Below are 6,000 nucleotides of genomic sequence, written 5' to 3' on the forward strand. Positions count from 1 at the left end.
ACCGCCCGTGCCGTGATCACCCTTCTCGTACCACCACCGCTAGGAGCACCCCCGTGTCCACCCGACTCGTCCTCCACTCCGCCCGTCTGCTCGACCCCGCCACCGGCGGCTTCCTCGCGGCGAGCGCGCTCGCCGTGGGCGAGGACGGGCGGATCGCCGCGCTCGGCGACGACCGCGCGATGCGGGAGCTCGCCGGACCGGCGACCACCGTCGTCGACCTGAAGGGCGCGGTCGTCACCCCGGGCCTCGTCGACGGGCACGTCCACCCCGTGACCGGCGCCGAGCTCACCGGCGGCCTCGACCTCTCCCGCTGCGCCGACCTCGCCGACGTGCGGGAGGCGCTGGCGGGCGAGGTGCGGGGGCTCGGCCGGGGCGACTGGCTGTTCGCCTGGGGCCTCGACCCGAACGTCTTCGGTGACGAGCCGGTCGGCGTCGCCCCCTTCGACACCGTCCTCGACGGAGTCCCCGCCTTCCTGCTGCTCTTCGACGCGCACTCCGCGCTCGCCTCCCGCCGCGCCCTCGAACTCGCCGGGATCGACGGCCCCCGCTCCTTCGCCCAGGCGTCCGCCGAGATCGTCTGCGACGCCGACGGGCGCCCCACCGGGCTGCTCCAGGAGGACGCCGCCTGCGAGCTGGTCGAGCGCGTCGCCCCGCAGCCGACCCGCGCCGAGCGCCTGGAGCGGCTGGCCGAGGCGCTGGACGGGATGGCGGCGGCCGGCCTGACCGGCGGGCACGTCATGGACGCCAACGGCGACAGCCTCGACCTCTTCGCCGAGCTGGACGCCGCCGGCCGGCTGCCGCTGCGGCTGCGGGTGGCCCCCTGGAGCCAGCCCGGCACCGACGCGCTCGGCGTCCAGGAGCTGATCTCCCTGCAGGGCCGCGGCGGCGCGCTCTGGCAGGTCGCCGGCGTGAAGCTCTTCATGGACGGCACCATCGACAACGGCACCGCGTGGCTGGAGAAGCCGGACTGCCACGGCGAGTCCACCCACGCCTTCTGGCCGGACCCCGAGGCGTACACGGAGGTCATCGGCGCTCTGCACCGCGCCGGGGTGCCGACGGCCACCCACGCCATCGGCGACGCCGCCGTCCGGCACGTCCTGGACGCCGTGGAGAAGGCGCGGTCGACCGGCGGCGACCCGGGCGTACGTCACCGGGTCGAGCACATCGAGACCGTCCCGGACGACACCCTCGGCCGCTTCGCGGAGCTGGGCGTCATCGCCTCGATGCAGCCCACCCATTGCTGCGACTTCACCCGCGCCGACCACACCGACAACTGGTCCCGCCGGCTCGGCGAGGAGCGCGCCGGGCGCGCCTGGCGCTGCCGCGACCTGGTGGACTCGGGGGCGACCGTGGTGCTGGGCTCGGACTGGCCGATCGCGCCGTTCCCGCCGCTGGGCGTGCTGGCCGGCGCCGTGCACCGCCGCCCCACCCGCGACCTGGCGCAGCCGCCGCACGGGCCCGAGCAGGCGCTGACCGTGCTGGAGGCGCTGCGCGGCCTGACGACCGGCGCGGCCTACGCGGCCGGCGAGGAGCGGAGCTCCGGCCGGCTCGCGGCGGGCCACCGCGCGGACCTGACGGTCCTCGCGGCCGACCCGCTCACCACGCCCGCCGCGGAGCTCCCGGACCTCCCGGTCCTCCTGACGGCGGTGGACGGCCGCGTCACCCACCGAGCCCCGCAGCTGTAGAAGCCCCCGGCCGGGTGGGCCCCGTCAGGGAACCCTCGTCAGGGAGCCCTGTCAGAGAAGCCACCTGCGTGGGAGACGACCTGGCCGGGAATCCCTCGTGAGGGAAGCTACCTACCCAGGAGACGACCTGCCCGGGAAGCCCCGTCAGGGAATCCCCGTCGGGGAGCCCCCGTCAGGAACCCCCCCTGCCCGTGAACCCTTGTCCGGGAAGCCCCGTCCGGGGCTCCCGGACAGGGAAGCCCTGTCAGAGGTTCCCGGGCAAACAAGCCCCGTCAGAGGTTCCCGGCCAGGGAAGCCCCGGACGGGAACCCTCAGCCACCCGGCCGCGCCCTCGTCAGGGAGAGGAGGTCGCGGGCCGGGCCGGTGGGGCGGTGGCCGGTCGGCCAGACGGCCCGCAGGTCGCGGGTGAGCCGGGCGCCCGCGACCGGCACGGCGACCAGTCGGCGCGAGGACAGCTCCTCGGCGATCGCCAGCTCGCTGAGGACCGCCGGGCCCGCGCCGCTGACCGCCGCCGCCTTCACGGCGGTGGTGGAGGCGAGTTCGAGGAGCGGGCGGGCGAGCCCGCCGTGCCCGGCGAGGGCCGCGTCGAGGACCTGCCGGGTGCCCGAGCCGTGCTCCCGCAGCACCAGCGGGGTCGCGGCCAGCTCGGCCGGCTCGATCGGGGCGCGGCGGCGGGCCCACGGGTGGGAGGGCGCGGTCACGACCGCGAGCCGGTCGTGGGCGACGACGGTGCCGTCGAGACCGTCGGGCACCGCGAGACCCTCCACGAAGCCGAGGTCCGCCTCCCCCGCGAGCAGCCGCTCCGCGACGACGGCCGAGTTTCCCGCCTGGAGCGACACCGCGGTGTCGGGCCGCTCGGCGCGCAGCGCGATCAGCCACCCCGGCAGCAGGTACTCGGCGATCGTCATCGACGCCACCACCCGCAGCCGCGAGTCCCGGCGTCCCCGCAGCGCCTGCACCCCCGCGTCGAACGCCTCCGCGGACTCCACGATCCGGCGCGCCCAGTCCGTGACCAGCGCGCCCGCGTCGGTGAGCCGCGAGCCACGCGGGGAGCGGTCCACGAGCGCCACGCCGAGCTGCCGCTCCATGGAACGGATCCGGCTGCTCGCCGCCGGCTGCGTGATCCCGACCTCGCGGGCGGCGGCCCCGAGACTGCCGTGCCGGGCGACGGCGAGGAGCAGTTCGAGTGCGCCGAGATCGGGCACCCGGTGCGAGAGGTGCGCGGTCACCGGCTCGCGCGCCCCCGCCGCACCCGTACCGGACCCCGCACCCGTACCGCCCCTGCCGGAACCGGCGACACCACCACCGGCGGCCACGATCGCCGCGGCGGCCGTCCGCCCTCCGGCCCGGCCGGAACCACCGGCTCGCCCGGCACTCTCGGCGCCACCGGCGCTCCCGGCGCCGCCGTCGCTCCCGTCCGTGCGCCGTTCCGCCCCCGTGCCGCCGCCGTTCCTCTCCCCGCTCATAAAGCCAGCTTATGACGTCATAGCCCCATGATCCCTGGTGGGGGCGCTGACCTGCGGCGACGGTGGAGTCATGGCAAGCCTCGCATCCTCCCGCCCCCTTCTCGGCGCCACCACCCCGGGCGTCCGCGTGACCCGGTCGGTCCGTCACCTCGGACCCAACTGGTACGCCTCCGTGATGGGCACCTCCGTCGTCGGCACCGCGGGCGCCGCGCTCCCCGTCACCGTGCCCGGCCTCCGTACCGTCTGCACCGCCGTGTGGGCGCTCTCCCTCGCGATGCTGCTGACCCTGCTCGCCGCCCGGGCCGCGCACTGGCGCCGCCACCGCGACCAGGCCCGCGCCCACCTCCTCGACCCGGCGGTGGCGCCCTTCTACGGCTGTCTCTCGATGGCGCTGCTCGCCGTCGGCGGCGGCACGCTGACGCTCGGCAGGGACTGGATAGGTCTCCCCGCGGCCGTCGCCCTCGACGCCGTGCTCTTCACCGCCGGCACGGCCGTCGGGCTGGCCGCGGCCGTCGCCGTGCCGTACCTGATGGTGGTCCGGCACCGGATCGATCAGGCGTCCCCCGTCTGGCTGCTGCCCGTCGTCGCGCCCATGGTCTCCGCCGCCCTCGGCCCGCTGCTCCTCCCCCACCTGCCCGAGGGGCAGCCCCGGCAGACCCTCCTGATCGCCTGCTACGCGATGTTCGGCATCAGTCTGCTCGCCACCCTGGTGATGCTGCCGCTGGTCTTCGGCCGGCTCGTCCTCGACGGCCCGCTGCCCCTCGCGCTCACCCCGACGCTCTTCCTCGTCCTCGGCCCGCTCGGGCAGTCGACCACCGCGGCCAACGCCTTCGCCGACTCCGCCGCCCGCGTGCTCCCCGAGACGTACGCGCACGGCTTCGCCGCCTTCGCCGTCCTCTACGGCGTGCCGGTCATGGGGTTCGCGCTGCTGTGGCTGGCGCTGGCCGGGGCGATGGTGGTGAGGGCCCGGCGCGCCGGCATGGGCTTCGCGATGACCTGGTGGGCCTTCACCTTCCCGGTCGGCACCTGCGTCACCGGCGCCGAGGGGCTGGCCCGCCACACCGGTCTCGACGCCTTCCGCTGGCTCGCGGTCGCGCTGTACGTGCTCCTCGCCGCGGCCTGGCTGGTGGCGGGAGTCCACACCGTGCGCGGCCTGGTCAGCGGAGCGCTGCTCGCAGGTCCCGCGCCAGCAGCCGCGGTGCCGTCGCCAGCGACGGCCCGTACCAGGTGAGCATCCGCCCGTCGACGAGCGCGGCCGCGGCCCCGGGGAACGCCTCGGGGCCGTCGTCCGCGCCGAAGCGGTACGGCTCGTCGGGGAGGACCACCAGGCGCGGCCGGGCCCCGGTCAGCTCGGCGAGCGGGATCTTCGGGTAGCGCTCGGGGTGGTCGGCGTACAGGTTGCGGACGCCGAGGCGGGCGAGCAGGTCGCCGGCGAAGGTGTCCCGGCCGAGCACCATCCAGGGCCGCCGCCAGATCGGTACGACGGCGCCGACCCCGTCCGCCACCGGCTCCACGGCCGCCCACGCCTCCTCCGCCTCGGCCAGCCAGCGCGGGCGGCGGGGCGCGCCGCAGGCGGCGAGGACGTCGCCGAGGGCGGTCAGCCCCTGGTCGAGGGTGCGGATCTCGGTGACGAGGACCTCCGCGCCGGCGTCCCGCAGCGCGTCGAGGTCGGCGGCCCGGTTCTCCTCCTCGTTGGCGAGGACGAGGTCGGGCCGGAGGGCGAGGATCGCGGGCACGTCCGGGTTCTTGGTGCCGCCGATCCGGGCGGCGTCGAGCCCGGCGGGGTGGGTGCACCAGTCGGTGGCGCCGACGAGGAGCCCCGGCGCGGTGACGGCGACCGCCTCGGTGAGCGAGGGCACCAGCGACACGACCCGCGGGGCCCGCCCCCGGATTCCGGTCGGGGTCATTCCTCCTCGACCTCGACGTGGTCGGCGACGGCGACGACGAGGAGGCGGGTGCCCGGTTCGGTGGCGCGCCAGCGGTGCCGGACGCCGCCGGAGAGGTAGAGGGAGTCGCCGCGGCCGAGCCGGTGGGCGCGGCCCTCGGCCTCGACCTCGGCGGCGCCGTCGGCGACGTACAGCAACTCGTCGTTGCGGTGCTGGAATTCGCGCCCCGCGTCCTGCTCGCCGGAGAACTCCAGGGCGTGCAGCTGGTGCCTGCCGCGCACCAGGCGGCGCACGCCGTCCGGCATCGCGGCGGTGCCCTCGTCGGCGCGGACGACGTCGACGGTGCGGGCGGCCTCGGCGACGGCGAGGAGTTCGGCGGCGGTGGTCTGGAGGGCCTCGGCGACCAGCTCCAGGGAACGGCGGCTGGGGCGGGCCCGCTCGTTCTCGATCTGGCTGAGGAAGGGCACGGAGAGACCGCTGCGGGAGGCGACGACGGCCAGGGTGAGCTGGAGGGCCCGGCGGCGTCTCTTCACGGCCGCGCCCACCCGGGGTGCTTCCTTCTCGTCCACGGCGGCTCCCTCCCTCTGCTGGCTGCCTCGTCGCGTACCGGCCGGTTACCTGCACCTTACGCAGCTTTGGGCCGAGGTTTCGCGTCGTGACGGAAAGGGTGCCGGAAAGGGCAGCGGAGAGGGGTGGTCACCGATCACTTTCGGCGACCACCCCTCTCCGTCGGGTGAGTCCGGGGTCAGCGCGGGCGGCCCGCCGGCGGTGGTCCGGCACGCGCGACCGCGGACGGTGGTGCGGCACGCGTGCGTATCACCGCCGGTGCTGCACACGCGCGTACCACCGCACCCGTGGCGCCGGGGGGGGGGGGGGGGGGGGGGCGCGGGGCCGCCCCCCCCCCCCCCCCGCCCGCCGGGGGGGGGGCGCCCCCCCCCCCCCCGCGCGGGGGGCCCCCCCCCG

Annotated in this window: 5 protein-coding genes; 2 read left to right on the forward strand and 3 right to left on the reverse strand. The window is 76.7% G+C overall.

Annotation, left to right across the window (positions count from 1 at the left end; translation table 11 throughout):
- Positions 1–53: 53 nt before the first annotated feature.
- Positions 54–1,685 (forward strand): amidohydrolase, encoded by a 1,632-nt coding sequence (locus ACFYT9_RS33405; protein ID WP_389169652.1) that lies wholly within the window; start codon positions 54–56, stop codon positions 1,683–1,685.
- 311 nt (positions 1,686–1,996) lie between these two features.
- Here ACFYT9_RS33405 and ACFYT9_RS33410 read toward each other — a convergent pair whose 3' ends face one another.
- Positions 1,997–3,151 carry a LysR family transcriptional regulator gene (locus tag ACFYT9_RS33410; RefSeq protein WP_389169655.1) on the reverse strand — a complete coding sequence of 385 codons (1,155 nt, stop codon included), beginning with the start codon at positions 3,149–3,151 and terminating at the stop codon, positions 1,997–1,999.
- A gap of 70 nt (positions 3,152–3,221) precedes the next feature.
- Here ACFYT9_RS33410 and ACFYT9_RS33415 point away from each other — a divergent pair, with 70 nt between their 5' ends.
- Positions 3,222–4,382 (forward strand): TDT family transporter, encoded by a 1,161-nt coding sequence (locus ACFYT9_RS33415; protein WP_389169658.1) that lies wholly within the window; start codon positions 3,222–3,224, stop codon positions 4,380–4,382.
- On the opposite strand, the gene ACFYT9_RS33420 is transcribed toward ACFYT9_RS33415, so the two are convergent.
- Both ACFYT9_RS33420 and ACFYT9_RS33425 read right to left on the reverse strand, forming a co-directional pair.
- Positions 4,309–5,058, reverse strand: coding sequence for a helical backbone metal receptor (locus ACFYT9_RS33420; RefSeq protein ID WP_389169661.1), 750 nt, complete (start codon positions 5,056–5,058; stop codon positions 4,309–4,311). The two genes, ACFYT9_RS33415 and ACFYT9_RS33420, sit on opposite strands and share 74 nt — an antisense overlap.
- Positions 5,055–5,606, reverse strand: a complete 552-nt coding sequence (locus ACFYT9_RS33425; protein ID WP_376604812.1) for a helix-turn-helix domain-containing protein — start codon at positions 5,604–5,606, stop codon at positions 5,055–5,057. Before ACFYT9_RS33425 ends, ACFYT9_RS33420 begins: the two co-directional genes overlap by 4 nt.
- Between the last annotated feature and the right edge of the window lie 394 nt (positions 5,607–6,000).

Source organism: Streptomyces sp. NPDC004435 (genome assembly GCF_042873895.1).
Taxonomy (GTDB): domain Bacteria; phylum Actinomycetota; class Actinomycetes; order Streptomycetales; family Streptomycetaceae; genus Streptomyces.

What these genes read in the sequence shown, in the direction of transcription:
- ACFYT9_RS33415 (WP_389169658.1), top strand. Translation starts at nt 3,222, where the DNA reads ATGGCAAGCCTCGCATCCTCCCGCCCCCTTCTCGGCGCCACCACCCCG.
- ACFYT9_RS33410 (WP_389169655.1), bottom strand. Translation starts at nt 3,151, where the DNA reads ATGAGCGGGGAGAGGAACGGCGGCGGCACGGGGGCGGAACGGCGCACG.
- ACFYT9_RS33420 (WP_389169661.1), bottom strand. Translation starts at nt 5,058, where the DNA reads ATGACCCCGACCGGAATCCGGGGGCGGGCCCCGCGGGTCGTGTCGCTG.